This window comes from Noviherbaspirillum sp. (assembly GCF_035654295.1).
GTDB lineage: Bacteria > Pseudomonadota > Gammaproteobacteria > Burkholderiales > Burkholderiaceae_D > Noviherbaspirillum.
This window is the reverse complement of record NZ_DASRXF010000009.1, coordinates 14,782-29,288: the sequence shown is the minus strand read 5'-3', so window position 1 is coordinate 29,288 and position 14,507 is coordinate 14,782. Positions and strand designations below refer to the sequence as shown.

The following is a 14,507-nucleotide window of genomic DNA, read 5'->3' as shown; positions in this document are numbered from 1 at the left end:
CCGCATCACCTACGAGGAAGACCCGACCGTACTGCTGGTGCTGGAACGCCAGGGCTTCGGCCCCGACTCGGTGCCGCCCGAAGGCAAGACCGTGCTGATCCAGAGCCGCGGCAACCTCGCCTTCGACTGCACCGATGAAGTCCATCCCGCCGTCGCCCAAGCCGCCTCGCTGGCCGCGCGCATCGTCGGCCTCGACATCGCCGGCGTCGACATCGTCGCGCAGGACATCTCGCGCCCGCTGGAAGACCAGGGCGGCGCCGTCGTCGAAGTCAATGCCGGCCCCGGCCTGCTGATGCACCTCAAGCCCGCCGTCGGGACGCCGCGCCCGGTCGGCCAGGCGATCGTCGATCACCTGTTTCCGACGAAGGACGACAACGGCCGCATTCCCATCGTCGGCATCACCGGCAGCCGCGGCAAGACCATGGTTGCGCGCCTCACCGCGCGCATGATCAAGCTGCACGGCCCCTATGTCGGCACCGCCTGCAGCGACGGCATCTTCCTGCGCCAGCGCCAGATGGATGCCGGCGACAGCGCCAACTGGGCCGCCGCGCACCGCATCCTGATGAACCGCTCGGTCGAAGCCGCCGTCTTTGAAAACGGCTACCGCGCCATTGCCTCCGAAGGCATCGCCTACGACCGCTGCCTGGTCGGCGTCGTGACCAACATCGACAACGGCGACCATCTGGCCGACCTGCATTTCCCGGACGCCGATGCACTGGCGACCGTGGCCCGCACCCAGGTCGACATCGTGCTCCCCGAGGGCGCCGCCGTGCTCAATGCCGCCGACCACCGCGTGGCGGAACTGGCAGAGCTGTGCGACGGCAGCGTGATCTTCTTCGCCCAGGCCGCGGACGCGGAGCCGCTGGTGCGCCATCGTGAACAGGGCGGTCGCGCGCTGTTCGTGACGGACGGCGTCATCGTGCTCGCCGAAGGCAGCGTGGAAACGCCGCTGGTCGATACCGCGAAGCTGGCCATCCGGGAACTGGACAAGCAGCCCTGGATCATCGAGAACATCCTGGCCGCCGCCGGCGCCGCCTGGGCCGTCGGCGTCAGCGCCGACGTCATCCGCGCTGCGATCGAAACCTTCGACTACGGCATGGGCAAGGCAAGGAAGGCGGCCTGAACCGCGCCGCCTGCTTCCCGCAAGACGATTGAGAAGAACGCCGCCTGACGACAGGCGGCCACAAGGAAACAATTGATGGAAATTTCGCGTATCCGCGCCCTGCGCGGCCCTAACCTGTGGAGTCGACACACGTCGATCGAAGCCATCGTGTCGTGCAGCGAAACCGAGCGCGACATCACCGCCATGCCCGACTTCGAGGCACGGCTGCGCGCACGTTTTCCCGACATCAAGTTCCTCGAGCCCGCCGCCGGCCAGCCCTTCTCGCTCGCGCATGCGCTCGAATCCGCCGCGCTCTGCCTGCAGGCCCAGGCCGGCTGCCCGGTGACCTTCAGCCGTTCGGTCGCCACGGTGGAAGCCGGCACCTACCAGGTGGTGGTCGAGTACACCGAAGAAGACGTCGGCCGCCTCGCCTTCGAACTCGCCGAAAAGCTCATCGCCAGCGCCATCCACAACACCCCCTTCGACCTCGACGCTGCGCTCAAGGAATTGCGCGACCTCGACGAAGACATCCGCCTCGGGCCCAGCACCGGCTCCATCGTCTACGCCGCCGTCGCGCGCGGCATCCCCTACCGCCGCCTGACCGAAGGCAGCATGGTGCAGTTCGGCTGGGGCCATCGCCAGCGCCGCATCCAGGCCGCCGAAACCGGCAGCACCAGCGCCATCGCCGAATCGATCGCGCAGGACAAGGAACTCACCAAGATGCTGCTGCACTCGGCCGGCGTGCCCGTTCCCAACGGACGTGCCGTGGCCAATGGCGAAGACGCCTGGAAGGCCGCGCAGGAAATCGGCGCGCCGGTCGTCGTCAAGCCGCGCGACGGCAACCAGGGCAAGGGCGTCGCGGTCAACATGAAGACGCGCGAAGACGTGCTGCGCGCCTATGAGGCCGCGCATGCAATCAGCGAAGACGTGATCGTCGAGCGCTACATCACCGGCCACGACTACCGCATCCTCGTGGTCGGCGACCAGATGGTGGCCGCCGCCCGCCGCGAGCCGCCGCAGGTCACCGGCGACGGCGTGCACAGCATCGCGCAGCTGATCGAGCAAGTGAACAAGGACCCGCGCCGCGGCGATGGCCACGCAACCTCGCTGACCAAGATCCGTGTCGACGACATCGCCCGCGCCGTGCTCGACAAGCAGGGCTACACCATCGACAGCATTCCGCCGAAAGGCACGCTGGTCGTACTGCGCAACAATGCCAACCTCAGCACCGGCGGCACCGCCACCGATGTCACCGAAGACGTGCATCCCGAACTCGCCGCCCGTGCGGTCGAAGCTGCGCAAATGGTCGGCCTCGACATCTGCGGCGTCGACGTGGTCTGTGAAACCGTGATCAAGCCGATGGAAGAGCAAGGCGGCGGCATTGTCGAAGTCAACGCGGCGCCCGGCCTGCGCATGCACCTGCAGCCGTCTTACGGCAAGGGCCGCCCGGTCGGCGAAGCCATCATCTCCGCCATGTTCAAGGACGGCGACGACGGCCGCATCCCGGTCGTCGCCGTGGCCGGCACCAACGGCAAGACCACGACAGTCAAGCTGACCGCCCACATCCTCGCCACCGACAAGCACCGTGTCGGCATGACCGGCACCGACGGCGTCTACATCGGCGACAAGCGCATCGACACCGGCGACTGCAGCGGCCCGCGCAGTGCGCGCAACGTGCTGATGCATCCCGACGTCACCGCCGCCGTCTTCGAAACCGCCCGCGGCGGCGTGCTGCGCGAAGGCCTCGGTTTCGACCGCTGCAACGTCGCGGTCGTCACCAACATCGGCGAAGGCGACCACCTTGGCCTGAACTTCATCACTACCGTTGAAGACCTCGCCGTGGTCAAGCGCGTGATCGTGCAAAACGTCGCGCCCAACGGCAACGCCGTGCTCAATGCCGCCGACCCGATGGTCGCCAGCATGGCTTCCGTCTGCCCCGGCGCCGTCACCTTCTTCGCCAAGGACGTGCATCATCCGGTCATGACCATGCACCGCGCACAGGGGCGCCGCGTGATCTACGTCGACGGCGACGCCATCATCGCCGCCGAGGGCAAGACCTCGCACCGCATCCCGCTGGCCGACATCCCTGTGACGCACAACGGCACCATCGGCTTCCAGGTCGAGAATGCCATGGCCGCAATCGGTGCCGCATGGGGCCTGGGTATCGACTGGGACGTGATCCGCAAGGGTGTGCAGACCTTCGTCAACGATGCGCAAAGCGCGCCCGGCCGCTTCAACCTCTTCAACTACAAGGGCGCCACCCTGATCGCCGACTACGGCCACAACCCGGACGCCATCCAGGCGCTGGTCAACGCCATCGACAGCATGCCCGCCAAGCGCCGCTCGGCCGTTATCAGCGGCGCCGGCGACCGCCGGGACATCGACCTGCGCCGGCAGACGGAAATCCTTGGCGACGCGTTCGACAGCGTCGTGCTCTATGAAGATGCCTGCCAGCGCGGCCGCGCCGAAGGCGAAGTGGTAGGCCTCTTGCGCGAGGGTCTGAAGGACGCCAAACGCACGCGTGCGGTGAAAGAGATCAAGGGTGAGTTTGTGGCAATCGATACCGCGCTTGCCGAACTGGCGGAAGGCGACCTTTGCCTGATCCTGATCGACCAGGTGGAAGAAGCGCTGGCCTACATTGCGGAGAAGTGCAAGGCTTGAGTGCAAGGATGCTTGGTGGGTTTCGCTTCGCTCTACCCACCCTACAGTCCTCTAGTTGCATGAGAACTTGGCGGGTTTCGCTTCGCTCTACCCACCCTACGGTCCTTTAATTGCCTGCCCTGCGTTTTCTGCATAGAGAATTGTAGGGTGGGTAGAGCGCAGCGAAACCCACCATGCGCCCCGCGACATACCCAAGCCCCGCTAACCGAACGGCGCGGAAAACGTCGCGTCGTTGCCGGTGCCGGACGACGGATTCGCATTCACGCTCCAGCTCTCGGCACGTGCGGGAACGAGGAAAACCTCCTTGGTACCGCCGTCCAGCCACGCTACTTCCAGCGACCTGGCCGGTCTGCCCTTGATCTCCGTATCCTCAGAGTTCGTCAACGCATCATCGATCTGCATGATTTTCCAGAACAGCGCACGTGCACGGTCGGTCTCCACACCCGGACCTCCCTGCAGCATCTGGGCCGTGGCTATCTCCCTGAGACACTTGCGCGTCAATGCGTCGAATTTGGAGATATGCAGCAGGTAGGCATAGAGATCGATCGACAATGTCGGCTGTCCGTCCATGGGAAGCCTCCACTTTACGATATCGTCCCACTGCGTCTTGTGCTGTTCATAGTGGGCGCGCTGCTGCTCGTATCCGCGTGCTTTCTTCCATGTCGCAGGCATGTTCACCAGCGGCAGGAAATTGACGTCCTCAAAGGTGCTGTCGACAAACTCGTCCAGTCCTCTGCAGCGTTCGAGTACGATCGGTGCACGGAATTTGCAGCTGACAAACTCGGAATTTCCGAGATCACATCCCGAGAAGTCGACGTTTTGAAAATCGGCGTTCCAGAACAGTAGTCTGGGAGACGTCAACTGCCACGACACGTCACGGAACTCGCAGTCCCGGATCTCGCCTTTTTTCCCTGCGCTCGCGAACAGGAAACCGGTTTCCTCGAAATTGCAATTCTTGAACACGATACTGCTCAAATCCGCTCTTACGAAGTTGGAGCGCATGAAGATGCAGCCGGACATTTCCATTACCCAGCCTGGCGTTTTCGAAAGAGCTTGCGTAGAGATTGCATTCTTCGAAAAGAACGTTCTCCAGGCAGGTTGCATCCATCATGGTGCCGATCCCTGTGCATCCTCTCAGTTCGGCATTGCTCAAATCTGCGCCGGAAAAATCGGTGCCGTCGAGCTCGCAGTCGGTAATGATGCATTTTCTCAAGTTCGCACCGCTGAAATTGCAACCACTAAGATCGAATTCGGAATCCATATTGGAAAGGCGCAGGCCGCTCAGATCCACGCCTGGGAAATTCTTGCGTCCTTCCTTGAGTTCTGTGATGAACTCCTGCTTGCCAAGAATCTGCCTGTGCGGCACCTGTTGATTGTTCGGATTGTGCTGCGACACGTACGTGTTTAATTTCATCATCTTTGTTCCCCTATTGGCCTCCCGTCCTGGCTTGCCGCGTCCTATGCTCACGTGCACGCAAGAATCTTTGCGCGCAATCGACAGTCAAAATCGGACTGCGCGCCCTCTCCCGCGACGTTCAGCAGCCAGGATGTGTAGCAGCGGTGGATCGCGTCGTCGATGGGACCCGGCTTGGCCTTCAGTTCCGCGGCCAGTTGTTCCAGCATCCAGCACATCAACGGCCCGTTCGCATTCGATATGTGCCCGTGCAGGCGATTCCCGAGATAGGTTGTATTGGTCTCCTTGATCTCGCCGCACGAAAGGAATCGGATCCTGTTGATGTAGTCTTCCGCGAGAGCATCCCAGTTCACTTGCGTTGCCGATGTCACCACGTCGCAAATGTAATAGGCGGGTGTTCCGTCGCTGAAATCAGCCACAAGGCCCATGCAATGGCCCCACATATCGATCAAGGCCAGTGTCGGTTTGCGCTCGCGTGATGCCGTCTCCACAAAATTGTGAAAGGTTCTTCTCGCGTCGGCCAGGAACTGGAAGTCGGGCACGTCGTAATGGAACGGAAGAACGTGCGGGAACACGTGCACGTGGTCGCCGAAAGTCTTGATCCAGTAGACAAGCGCGCCCCGCAGTTCGTCTTGTCCGATTTGCCGGTTGTGATAGACCAGGTATTGGGGGATGCTTTCGAAATTGCAGTCGAGGCAGGGGGCATGTTTCTGCCGCAGCGTGTCGGGCAACTTGGCAATCAGCTGCATATTCAAGCCCCACATCTCCCTTGCAGTTTCTGTCTTGTTGATCCGGTTGTGCCAGCACTCCGCTGCCTCACGGAGTATCTGGTACATCTCCTCCGCTTTCTTCTCGACGCCCTGCTTGATCGTCTCCACTTCATTGGTACCGTGGGGTGCACGAACCAAGGGGGCAATAGTGGAGACGGACTCGGAGACGGAATCGGAGACGTCGGCGGAGCTTTTGCGGGACAGATCATTCGAAGCCAAATGTTTTTCGGGACACTCCCCATCTTGTTTCAACATTTGAACGGCGCCTCCGAGCGCGGGCGTTTGATACGGAATGACGATGCGCCGGTTTTCGTCGTCGTGGGGCTGTTCCATGGAATCGTCGAGATCAACATCGGTGGGATCTTCTCCGAGGTCGCCCAGCGGCTGTGGCACCCGGGCCTGGCGGGGAGCGATAGGGGCAGGCCGACATGGGCCATCAGGTGCCCCGGTTTTGATTTCGGCCTTGCCTTTCTCCGTCGAGGCGTTCCAGCAAGAGGTAAGGGTTCTGCAAAGGGAAGATACGAAGCTCGTCATGGCGAGTCCTTTCGGGAAAAGGGTGTATCAAGGAACAGCAGAGATGGGATGCGCCATTGAGCAGGCGCGGTCTTGAACTGGAATGCTAGGAGTGGTGCGCCCGGAGGAGAAGAATTATTATCGAATTGACAATATGCTTAACCGGGCGCATCAGGCTGGCAGAGGGGCTACCTAGCCGAACAGATGAATAGAGTCGCGGCTCATGTCGGCGCCGAAGAAGCGTCTCAGCAAGCCGGCTTGGGAAATGCCTAGCCGAATAGCGGGAAGGCCCCCGGCCCCATGCCGCTTCTCACCTCTGCGAAACCGCTCTTGTTCTCCCTTGCCGTCATCGCGTCGTCCAGCGCCATGATCTCGTTGAAGATCGCCTCGGCGCGCGGATCAGAGCTCAGCGCCGCCATGTCCCTCATGAGCGTCGAGACTTTCTCCCTGAGGTGTCTGCGCGTGAGAGCGTCGAGGCTCTGGATCTTGTCCTTGTACTGGTCAAGGTTGACCGACAGGATGGGCTGGCCGTCGTCACGGTGCTTCCACTCAATGATGGACTGCCATACCGGGCGGTTTTTTTCGTAATGCAGGCGCTCTTTCTCAAAGTCCGGTTCATGCAGCCACGTTGCAGGCATGTCGGCCAGCGGCAGGAAATTGACGTTGTGGAAGGTGGTGTCGACGAAATGGGGGAAATCGCGGCTGAGCTCGAACTCAATCGGTCCCTCCAAGGTGCAGCCGTGAAAGCGCATGCCGGCGAGGCGGGATTGGGTGAAGTCCACACGATGGAGCGTGGACTCCGCAATCAGCAGATTGAGCCGCGCCGACGTCATCGAGACATTGCGGAAGGTGCACTTGCGCATTTCCCCCGGTTCTTCCGTTTTATCCGCACGTGCCCCATTCAGGCTGGTGTCCTCGAATACATCCTCGTCGCATCGGACGCCGTGCAATTGCGCGCGGTCAAAGTTGCAGCCGAGGAATGTGTTCGACGTGGTATGCAGGTAGCGCATCTGCGTATCGGAAAAGACCGATGACACGAAGGTGCACAAGGTCATGCGGGCATTGGTCATCTTGGCGCCGTCCATCAGGATGCCTGTTCCCCGGCTCATGCTGAATTGTGCCCCGCGCAAATCGGCGCCTGTAAACACGGTCGTATCGAGATTCGAGAGGGCGATCGCACTCCCGCGCATCTGCGCACCGCTGAAATTACAGCCTGTCAGGTCGCCCTGTGTAATACGCACGCCGCGCAAGTCCATGCCGGAGAAATCCCGTCGGCCGGCGAGGAGGTCAGCGTGGAATTTTTCCTGGCTGGTAATGGGAGTGCCGGCTGCTGAGCGGCCGGTTTGATTGATGGGTAGCAGGGGCATGGCGCGGATGTCGTTCACTTTCATTCCTCTTGGAAACATTGGCCGGGTGTTTTCTCGCCTCGGCTGATGGTGGAATGCTAGGAGCGGGCCGCAGGAGCACCAAGGAAAATTACGGTTTTTCTCGTTCTCGTAACGCTTTGCCGCCGCCAGGACGGCGGCGGACACGATCAGCGCGGTTTCAGGCGCAGGATCTCGCCCCGGCTTTCATCCGTCAGCAGGTACAACAAGCCGTCCGGCCCTTCCTTTACATCGCGAATGCGCTTGCTCAGGTCTTCCAGCAGCTTTTCTTCCTTCAGCACCTTGCCGTCCTTCACTTCGAGCCGGGCGAGGTAGCGGAATTTGAGCGCCCCCACGAAGGCACTCCCCTGCCACTCTTTCCCGTACTTGTCGCTCTTGAGGAAGGCCATGCCGGAGGGGGCCATCGACGGCGTCCAATGGTACAGCGGCTGTTCCATGCCTGCCCTGGCGCTGCCGACGCCGACCTTGCCGCCGCCGTAGTGTTCGCCGTGCGAGATCACCGGCCAGCCGTAGTTCTTGCCGGCCTCGGGGCGGTTGACTTCGTCGCCGCCTTGGGGCCCGTGTTCGTTCATCCAGAGCTTGCCGTCGGGACCGAGCGCCGCGCCCTGCGCGTTGCGGTGACCGTAGCTCCAGATCTCGGGCAGCGCCCCGCTGCGGCCCGTGAAGGGATTGTCTTTCGGCACCGAGCCGTCCTTGTTGATACGGACGATCTTGCCGTGGTGGTTGTCGAGCTTTTGCGCGTCTTCCATGCGCCGGAAGCGGTCGCCGAGGGTGAGGTAAAGCGTGCCGTCGCCGCTCTCGACGATGCGGCATCCGAAGTGGGCATTGCTGCCGTACTTGGGTTTCTGGCTGAAGATGACCTTGACCTGCTCAAGCCGTCGCGCGTCCTCCGGCAGGCGAGCCGAGGCCAGCGCGGTGGAGTTGCCGGAGCCGGACTCCGCCGGTTCCGAATAACAGAAGTAGATGGTGCGGTTGCGTGCAAAGCCGCTGTCGGCCAGCACGTCGAGCAGGCCGCCCTGCCCGCCGGCGTCGATCTGCGGCAGGCCTTCCAGCGGGGCGCTGGTGGTGCCGTCCGGCTGCACCACGCGCATGCGCCCGGGACGTTCCGTCACGAGCATGCGGCCCTTGTCGATGAAGGTCAGGCCCCACGGATGTTCGAGATTCCTGGCGACGGATTCGACCTGCGCCTGCGCCCCGGCAGCCAGGGGGATGATGCAGAGCAAGGGCGCTGCTGCCAGGGCGGCGAAATGGCGGTGAACAGGGATGAAGGATTGCCGTGGCGCGCTCATACCTCTCCTTTGCGGCGGATTGCGGGACCGCTTGATGATACCGTCGCGCCGGCCTACCTGTTTGATCCGGAGCTGCGGGCGTGCACTTTTTCCTTGATGGATTCGACCTTCGGTTCGCTGTCGATATCCTTGATGATGGCGCCATAGCTCGCCTTGCCGGCCACGCTTTTCTCGCCGCGCGCGACCTCGAAGTCGATGGTGTAGCTGACGAAGATCCGATCCGAGCGCGGGTCGGCGCTCATGAAGTCGATCCCGGCCACCGTGTAGCGTCGTTCGGGCCAATGCCGGACGTAACGCTGCACGTCGCGCACGATGTCCTCGCGGTCGACATAGCCGTGCTCGTAGTATTCCGCGCGCTCGGTGAACAACTCGGCCTGTTCTTCCGGCGTCTTTTCCGGGTCCACGAAACGGTCGAGGAAGGCGCGCACCTTGCGCTCGGTGTCGGCCGTCACCGGCATGCCGTCGCGCGGCGTGTCTTCCTCTTCGTCGCCGGCAGGCTGTTCCTGTTGCGCCGGCACGGGGAGTGCTGCGCTCAGGCCTTGTGACAGGGGCAGGAGCAGCGCCGCCGCCAGGAACCAGGCCAGCATCGCACGTCAGGCAATGCGGCGGAAGGCCTTGATCGAGGTCAGGTTCAGACCGTCTTCCAGGCGTCTTTCCTCGTCGACGTCGAACCATTGCTCGGGCTCGGGCCCATCGATGCGCAGCGTGCGGATGACGTTGCGCATCTCGCGCCCGAAGGGGACGCGGCCAAAGGCGATCTGGTAGGTCTTGCCGATGATGGGCTCGAACTTCTCATCCACCATCCAGCCGGTTTCGTGGCCTTCCTCGCGGTCGGGGTGCATGACGGGGTTTTCGATGCCGAGTTCGGTCAGGATGCCGTGTAGTGTAGCCATGATGTGCTCCGTCGAATGGGATGGGCGGATGGCCGGTTAACTGGGGTTCGCGCCGAGAGTTCTCTTATTGCGCACTCTTCTGGTACGACCTCTTCCGGTTGCGGCGGTCGATGTCCGTCGTCGCGTCGTCGATCTTCGGGTCGACTGCCTTGCCGGGTGTCTTCACGATTTCCTCCGTCCCGGTGCGCGGCGGCGTGACGACCGCGCCCGGATCGGCCGGCGTGTTCTCCACGCGCGGCGGCACGGTGCGCATGCCGGGATCGGCCGGCAGTTTCGTCGCAGGTTCCGGCGTACCGGCCGCATGCGACACTGCGCACAGCGTCGCGGCGAACATCAGGAGGACGAAGGATTTCATCGTGCTCCCGCGGCGACCGAATCGCCGGTTTTGGGAGGAAGCGGTGCGGCGGCGCCAGTTTCGTCGGAGACGGCTTCGCGCGGCTCGCCCAGGCGCGTCAGGCTGGCCTGGCGCACGCGCATTTCGTCGCCCAGCGCGATGCGCTGCGCCTGATCGAGCAGCTTGAGCACCGCGGGGAACAGGTGCTCTTCCTCTTCCTTGTGGTGATGCTCGGTTTGCTCCTTGAGCACCTTGAACTTCGCCTCGAAAGACTTCTCCGACGGATCCATCTCGATCAGGTCGGCCAGCAGACGCTTGAGCGAGAGGTGCTCTTCCAGCGATTCCAGCAAGTCGTCCTCGGTGCGCGCGCGGTGTACGGCGGGATAAAAGATTTCTTCCTCTGCCTTGATGTGCACGGTCAGCTGGTCGGCCGCCTGCACGAACAGCTCCCTCTTGCGTGCATCGTCTTCGGCGTCGGCGATTTGTCCGAGCAGGTCTTCCATGTCCCTGTGCTGGGCGGTCAGAAACGTCACTGCGTCGAGGTCCTGGGGGGTCATCGTGTTGCGCTCCGGATTGGTTGTCTCACCAGTTAGAGATGGGTGCGATTAACTGGTTCAGGCAATCGCGGCCTTTTCGCCATCGCGTGTGATCGAGTGCAAAAAGTGGTGGCGGGCAACGCGAAAAAATTCCCGCGCATACAATAGCGGCTCGATTCATTTTCCGGTTTCAACATGTCCCAGCGCAAAGCCCTCGATACGCTCGCCGTCGCCACCATGCTCGTGCTGTGCGTGCTGTGGGGACTGCAGCAGGTGGCGGTGAAGCTGGCACTGCCGTCGATGGGGGCGGTGATGCAGATCGGCCTGCGCTCGCTGGCGGCCGCGGTGCTGGTCCTGGCGCTCATTGTGTGGAAAGGCGAACGGCTGTCGGTGCGTGACCGCTTCTTCCTGCCCGGTATCGGCGCGGGCGTGCTGTTCGCGCTCGAGTTCCTGTTCGTTGCGGTCGGGTTGCAGTACACCACCGCATCGCACATGTCGGTGTTCCTCTACACGGCGCCGATCTTCACCGTGCTGGGCCTGCACTGGCTGATTCCCGGCGAGCGCCTCGGCAGGTTGCAATGGGCCGGCGCGGTTGCCGCCTTCGCTGGCATTGCGGTGGCGTTTTCCAACGGCTTCGCCAGCCCCTCGCGCGACTGGGCCGCGATGCTGGCCGGCGATGCGCTCGGCGTGCTCGGCGGTCTGTTCTGGGCGGCCACGACCTTGCTCATCCGGCGCTCGGCGCTGTCGGAAGCGCCGCCGGCTATCACACTGTTCTACCAGCTGGCCAGCTGCGGCGTGATCCTGGTGGCGATCGCATACGCAATGGGGCAGGGCAGCGGCGTGACGATGACGCCGACGGTATGGGGCAGCCTGTTCTTCCAGGCGGTGATCGTGGCTTTCCTCAGTTATCTCGTGTGGTTCTGGATGCTGCGCAAGTACCTCGCTTCGCGTCTGTCGGTGTTCTCCTTCCTGACGCCGCTGTTCGGCGTCGCCTTCGGTGTCTTGCTGCTGGGCGACCCGCTCGATCCGCGCTTCGTCGCCGGTGCGCTGCTGGTGATGCTCGGCGTTGTCATGGTGAACATCAGGCGCTAGCGAAATATCGTTCAGGAATTCCGAAGGCACTTTTTGCGTCTGCGGTTGCCAAAGTCTTCCGTATCCACCTTATCGGTACTGGAGTCTGCAATGTTCCTGCGCTTGGGTCGTCTGTTCCGTTCTGTCGGCCGGGAAATCCTGGTGTTGTGGTATGCCTGCCGCAATCCCGCTACGCCGTTTCGCCTGAAGCTGTTGGCCCTGTTGCTGGGCCTGTACGTGTTCAGCCCCATCGACATCGTGCCCGACTGGCTGGCGCTGCTCGGTTTCGTCGACGATGTCACGCTGCTGGCGCTCGGCATCCCGGCGCTGCTCAAGTTCGTGCCTGCGCACGCCCTGCATGACGCGCATGCCTCCGCCGACGGCCTGCTGTCGCGCTTCCGCTTCGGCATGCACCGCTGAGTTTGCGCGCGCGCAAACAAGATCACCGCCTCTTTGCTCTCGTCTCCACGCGCCTGCCTATCATGTTGGCAGGCGCCGGCGTTTGCCGTGCGCCTGCAGCGCAAGCGAACGAGGAGGCGGTGATGTCACAACTGAACGTAGAGACGGTACGCGGACTGTACGATGCCTTCAGCCGGGGCGATGTTCCCGCGGTGCTGGATCGGATGGATGAGCGCGTCGAGTGGGTCGAGGCCGACAATTTCCCGTACGCAGACCGTAACCCCTATGTCGGCCCGCAAGCGGTGCTCGAAGGCGTGTTCAAGCGGCTGGGGCATGACTGGGACGAATTCTCGGTCGATCCGCAACAGATGATCGACGGCGAAAACAATGTCGTGGTGCTGGGCGTGCATCACGGACGCTACAAGGAAACCGGCAAGGAGCTGCACGCGCAGTTCGCGCATGTGTGGAGCCTGCGCGACGGGCGCGTCGTGCGCTTCCAGGAATACACCGACACCAAGCAGTTCGCCGACGTCGTGTCGTAAGGCTCAGGCGCCGACGAGGTTGTACTGGTCGGCGTTCTCCGCCAGCCAGCGCGACGACAGGCCGCTGTCCTGCTGCGCGGGATGGAAATCCTTGCGGAAATACTCCCGCCACGGGCCGTAAGTCTCGCGCACCAGGCCGCGCTTGCCGAACAGGAAGCCGGCGGCGCTCTTCCATGTGCTCCATTTCCACAAGCTGCCGTCGCGGCGCAAATTGCTGATCGTCTGGCGGATCGTGTCGCCGAGGAAGATGGTAGTGACGCGGCGCATCCAGGTGACGCGCCATTCGTAATCGCCGCCCAGCGCCTGGTACAGGTCGAAGGCGGTGCTCTTGTGCTCGGATTCCTCGGCGCTGTGCCACAGCCACATCGTCTTCAGGCGCGGGTCGCCGTCGAGCACGTCATGGTTACGCAACAGCCAGTCTGCCAGGATGGCCGTGAAATGCTCGTTGGCCGCGGTGATCGCCACCCAGTGGCGGTACTCCACGCTGTCGAGCAGCTTCAGGCGCTTCTGCGCGCGCGGTGCCCAGTCGTTGACCAGCCCCTGCTTCTCCAGGTGGCCGTTGAACAGCGAATGCAGGCGCCGATGGGTCGCTTCCTGGCCGACGAAGCCCTGCACTTCCTTGCGGAAACGCTCCTGCTTTTCCTCCGGCAAGCTCTTGTAACCGTTGCGTACCGAGTCGATGAAGAATTGCTCGCCGACCGGAAAGCTCATCGACAGCGCATTGAACAGCGCCGTGCGAAAGGCATCGCCGCCGCACCAGTGGCGCGCAAACGGCTTTTCGAGGTCGATCAGCAGGCGGCGGACAACAAGGTCGGTCATCGGAGTGCTCCGTCGGATTTCAGATTGGAAAGATACGCGTGCGGTGGTACGTGCCAGTACCAACTATCTTCATATGCGGGGTTGGTACTGTCAAGTACCGGACTGCTAGAATTGCTGACATGACGCAAAGCTTGTCCGATCTCGATTCCCCCGCGCCCCACCGGCACCGCCTGCTGGAAGGCATGGCGCACGCCGTAGCGGCCAAAGGCTATGCGGAAACGACGATTGCCGACATCGTGCGGGAAGCCGCCGTTTCGCGCCGGACGTTCTATGAGCATTTCTCGACCAAGGCGGAATGCCTGATCGCACTCTACGAAGCCGCCAGCCACGGCGCCCTGAAGGTGTTGCGGGACGCGATCGACCCGCAGCGCGACTGGCAGGACCAGGTGGAAACGGCCATGTCCGCCTATTTCGGCTGCCTGGCGCAGAACCCGGTGCTGGTGCGCACGCTGTTCATCGAGATCCTCGGCCTCGGGGCGGAAGGCCTGGCCGTCCGGCGCCGGGCGAACGACGAGATCGCCGACTTCATGCTCCAGGTCATCAACCGCCGTCGCGGCGCCCGCCGCCGGCTCTCGCCAGAGATGGCAATGGCGATCGTCGGCGGGGTGAACGAACTGGTGCTGCAGGCAATCGAAAAGGGCCAGGTCGACCAACTGCGCGAACTTGCCTTGCCCGCCGTCCAGCTCGTCCGGGCCGTGACGCAGGAGCAGGACTGACCCTTCCCGCGTTCCGGAACTTTGAGGCCGGACACGTTTCTGAGTAGTCAAATATCCATAGCA

General features: G+C 62.9%; 16 protein-coding genes. 6 read left to right on the top strand and 10 right to left on the bottom strand.

What is annotated here, in order from left to right; all coding sequences use genetic code 11:
• Positions 1-1,123 (top strand): Mur ligase family protein (locus tag VFF99_RS00905; RefSeq protein ID WP_325014119.1); only part of this gene is annotated, 1,123 nt, incomplete at its 5' end.
• 75 nt (positions 1,124-1,198) lie between these two features.
• Complete coding sequence (gene cphA, locus VFF99_RS00900) at positions 1,199-3,763, top strand: cyanophycin synthetase (RefSeq protein WP_325014118.1); 2,565 nt, start codon at positions 1,199-1,201, stop codon at positions 3,761-3,763.
• A gap of 201 nt (positions 3,764-3,964) precedes the next feature.
• On the opposite strand, the gene VFF99_RS00895 is transcribed toward cphA, so the two are convergent.
• The 9 genes from VFF99_RS00895 to VFF99_RS00855 all read right to left on the bottom strand — a co-directional run bounded on the left by VFF99_RS00895 (position 3,965) and on the right by VFF99_RS00855 (position 10,918).
• Positions 3,965-4,738: a hypothetical protein gene (locus VFF99_RS00895; RefSeq protein WP_325014116.1), complete on the bottom strand. Its 774-nt coding sequence runs from the start codon at positions 4,736-4,738 to the stop codon at positions 3,965-3,967.
• On the bottom strand, positions 4,638-5,180 hold the full coding sequence (locus VFF99_RS00890) for a pentapeptide repeat-containing protein (protein WP_325014114.1): 543 nt from the start codon (positions 5,178-5,180) through the stop codon (positions 4,638-4,640). Before VFF99_RS00890 ends, VFF99_RS00895 begins: the two co-directional genes overlap by 101 nt.
• A gap of 47 nt (positions 5,181-5,227) precedes the next feature.
• A complete protein-coding gene (locus VFF99_RS00885; RefSeq protein ID WP_325014112.1) occupies positions 5,228-6,481 on the bottom strand; it encodes a hypothetical protein in 1,254 nt (417 codons plus the stop codon).
• Positions 6,482-6,729: 248 nt separating this feature from the next.
• On the bottom strand, positions 6,730-7,992 hold the full coding sequence (locus tag VFF99_RS00880) for a pentapeptide repeat-containing protein (protein WP_325014110.1): 1,263 nt from the start codon (positions 7,990-7,992) through the stop codon (positions 6,730-6,732).
• A 2-nt stretch (positions 7,993-7,994) separates the two neighbouring features.
• Entirely contained in the window at positions 7,995-9,134 is a 1,140-nt protein-coding gene (locus VFF99_RS00875; RefSeq protein ID WP_325014108.1) for a PQQ-dependent sugar dehydrogenase, read from the bottom strand.
• A 53-nt stretch (positions 9,135-9,187) separates the two neighbouring features.
• Positions 9,188-9,721: a hypothetical protein gene (locus VFF99_RS00870; RefSeq protein WP_325014106.1), complete on the bottom strand. Its 534-nt coding sequence runs from the start codon at positions 9,719-9,721 to the stop codon at positions 9,188-9,190.
• A 6-nt stretch (positions 9,722-9,727) separates the two neighbouring features.
• A complete protein-coding gene (locus tag VFF99_RS00865; protein WP_325014104.1) occupies positions 9,728-10,027 on the bottom strand; it encodes a hypothetical protein in 300 nt (99 codons plus the stop codon).
• Between the two features lie 64 nt (positions 10,028-10,091).
• On the bottom strand, positions 10,092-10,382 hold the full coding sequence (locus VFF99_RS00860; protein ID WP_325014102.1) for a hypothetical protein: 291 nt from the start codon (positions 10,380-10,382) through the stop codon (positions 10,092-10,094).
• On the bottom strand, positions 10,379-10,918 hold the full coding sequence (locus VFF99_RS00855; RefSeq protein WP_325014100.1) for a hemerythrin domain-containing protein: 540 nt from the start codon (positions 10,916-10,918) through the stop codon (positions 10,379-10,381). The genes VFF99_RS00860 and VFF99_RS00855 overlap by 4 nt, the downstream gene beginning before the upstream one ends.
• 174 nt (positions 10,919-11,092) lie before the next feature.
• Between VFF99_RS00855 and VFF99_RS00850 the strand changes: the two genes are divergently transcribed.
• From VFF99_RS00850 to VFF99_RS00840, 3 genes are all read left to right on the top strand, one after another.
• Positions 11,093-11,989 carry a DMT family transporter gene (locus VFF99_RS00850; protein WP_325014098.1) on the top strand — a complete coding sequence of 299 codons (897 nt, stop codon included), beginning with the start codon at positions 11,093-11,095 and terminating at the stop codon, positions 11,987-11,989.
• Between the two features lie 90 nt (positions 11,990-12,079).
• Entirely contained in the window at positions 12,080-12,388 is a 309-nt protein-coding gene (locus VFF99_RS00845) for a YkvA family protein (RefSeq protein ID WP_325014096.1), read from the top strand.
• 122 nt (positions 12,389-12,510) lie between these two features.
• A complete protein-coding gene (locus VFF99_RS00840; RefSeq protein WP_325014094.1) occupies positions 12,511-12,909 on the top strand; it encodes a nuclear transport factor 2 family protein in 399 nt (132 codons plus the stop codon).
• A 3-nt stretch (positions 12,910-12,912) separates the two neighbouring features.
• Here the strand turns inward: VFF99_RS00840 and VFF99_RS00835 are convergent, their stop codons facing one another.
• The gene (locus VFF99_RS00835; protein WP_325014092.1) at positions 12,913-13,728 is read right to left on the bottom strand and encodes a metal-dependent hydrolase; all 816 of its coding nucleotides are present in this window, start codon (positions 13,726-13,728) and stop codon (positions 12,913-12,915) included.
• A gap of 119 nt (positions 13,729-13,847) precedes the next feature.
• Here VFF99_RS00835 and VFF99_RS00830 point away from each other — a divergent pair, with 119 nt between their 5' ends.
• Complete coding sequence (locus tag VFF99_RS00830) at positions 13,848-14,444, top strand: helix-turn-helix domain-containing protein (RefSeq protein ID WP_325014090.1); 597 nt, start codon at positions 13,848-13,850, stop codon at positions 14,442-14,444.
• Positions 14,445-14,507 lie beyond the last annotated feature (63 nt).

Bases quoted from the DNA above. Each gene is read 5' to 3' on its own strand.
- cphA (WP_325014118.1), top strand. From the start codon at position 1,199: ATGGAAATTTCGCGTATCCGCGCCCTGCGCGGCCCTAACCTGTGGAGT.
- VFF99_RS00890 (WP_325014114.1), bottom strand. From the start codon at position 5,180: ATGATGAAATTAAACACGTACGTGTCGCAGCACAATCCGAACAATCAA.
- VFF99_RS00885 (WP_325014112.1), bottom strand. From the start codon at position 6,481: ATGACGAGCTTCGTATCTTCCCTTTGCAGAACCCTTACCTCTTGCTGG.
- VFF99_RS00875 (WP_325014108.1), bottom strand. From the start codon at position 9,134: ATGAGCGCGCCACGGCAATCCTTCATCCCTGTTCACCGCCATTTCGCC.
- VFF99_RS00870 (WP_325014106.1), bottom strand. From the start codon at position 9,721: ATGCTGGCCTGGTTCCTGGCGGCGGCGCTGCTCCTGCCCCTGTCACAA.
- VFF99_RS00865 (WP_325014104.1), bottom strand. From the start codon at position 10,027: ATGGCTACACTACACGGCATCCTGACCGAACTCGGCATCGAAAACCCC.
- VFF99_RS00860 (WP_325014102.1), bottom strand. From the start codon at position 10,382: ATGAAATCCTTCGTCCTCCTGATGTTCGCCGCGACGCTGTGCGCAGTG.
- VFF99_RS00855 (WP_325014100.1), bottom strand. From the start codon at position 10,918: ATGACCCCCCAGGACCTCGACGCAGTGACGTTTCTGACCGCCCAGCAC.
- VFF99_RS00850 (WP_325014098.1), top strand. From the start codon at position 11,093: ATGTCCCAGCGCAAAGCCCTCGATACGCTCGCCGTCGCCACCATGCTC.
- VFF99_RS00845 (WP_325014096.1), top strand. From the start codon at position 12,080: ATGTTCCTGCGCTTGGGTCGTCTGTTCCGTTCTGTCGGCCGGGAAATC.
- VFF99_RS00840 (WP_325014094.1), top strand. From the start codon at position 12,511: ATGTCACAACTGAACGTAGAGACGGTACGCGGACTGTACGATGCCTTC.
- VFF99_RS00835 (WP_325014092.1), bottom strand. From the start codon at position 13,728: ATGACCGACCTTGTTGTCCGCCGCCTGCTGATCGACCTCGAAAAGCCG.
- VFF99_RS00830 (WP_325014090.1), top strand. From the start codon at position 13,848: ATGACGCAAAGCTTGTCCGATCTCGATTCCCCCGCGCCCCACCGGCAC.